Source organism: Arthrobacter sp. E3 (assembly GCF_017353415.1).
Taxonomy (GTDB): Bacteria; Actinomycetota; Actinomycetes; order Actinomycetales; family Micrococcaceae; genus Specibacter.
In genome coordinates, this window is record NZ_JAFMPX010000114.1 from 1 (window position 1) to 302 (window position 302).

Sequence of the window (302 nt, forward strand, 5' to 3'; positions counted from 1 at the left end):
TATGTATGGATGAAACGGCAGGGAGGCCGGGACTTTCGGCCTCCGATTCAGGGGATTTGCGGGTTGGTGGGCATGTTCACCAGCTCTTGAATCTTGCTGCGGCGTTAGTGCGTTCTTCTGCCAGTGCAACCGCCACAGCTGGTGCCGGTTCCACTGCCGGTGTTGGTACGGTCCAGGATTCTGGTGGTGGCGAGAGCAGTGGTGGTGGGTTGCCTTTTGGTGTTGATGTGGGGGTTTTGTCTGATCGGGAGTGTGTGCGGTGGGCGCAGGACTTGGAGCATTTGTCTCGGGTGGGGCAGGCG

1 pseudogene is annotated in these 302 nt (G+C 59.6%); it reads right to left on the reverse strand.

Annotated features, from left to right (window positions below):
- Positions 1-76: 76 nt before the first annotated feature.
- Positions 77-302 (reverse strand): annotated as a pseudogene (locus JMA46_RS16865) (hypothetical protein); the annotation flags it as partial.